Origin of the sequence: Aeromonas sp. SrichE-2G (assembly GCF_017939565.1) — a bacterium.
In the GTDB taxonomy this organism is placed as follows: Bacteria; Pseudomonadota; Gammaproteobacteria; order Enterobacterales; family Aeromonadaceae; genus Aeromonas; species Aeromonas taiwanensis.
Window position 1 is genome coordinate 1 of sequence record NZ_JAGKRG010000023.1, and the last position, 354, is coordinate 354.

The 354-nt window shown below is 52.5% G+C and carries 2 tRNA genes and 1 rRNA gene; all 3 read right to left on the bottom strand.

What is annotated here, in order from left to right:
• Positions 1 to 31: 31 nt before the first annotated feature.
• Positions 32 to 107, bottom strand: a tRNA-Ala gene (locus J9885_RS14815).
• Between the two features lie 10 nt (positions 108 to 117).
• Positions 118 to 194 (bottom strand) — tRNA-Ile (locus J9885_RS14820).
• Positions 195 to 266: 72 nt separating this feature from the next.
• Positions 267 to 354 (bottom strand): 16S ribosomal RNA (locus tag J9885_RS14825); the annotation flags it as partial.

The window sequence follows — 354 nt, forward strand, 5'->3', positions numbered from 1 at the left end:
CTTTTGCTTCTCGCAAATTCAGTACGGATTATGGTGGAGCTATGCGGGATCGAACCGCAGACCTCCTGCGTGCAAAGCAGGCGCTCTCCCAGCTGAGCTATAGCCCCGTAATCGAAGTGGTGGGTCTGAGTGGACTCGAACCACCGACCTCACCCTTATCAGGGGTGCGCTCTAACCACCTGAGCTACAGACCCACTTCGTGTACTGTCTCTAAACTTGAATCAAGGCAATCTGTGTGAACACTCAACAACTTCGTCATCTTAAGGTAAGGAGGTGATCCAACCCCAGGTTCCCCTAGGGTTACCTTGTTACGACTTCACCCCAGTCATGAATCACACCGTGGTAAACGCCCTC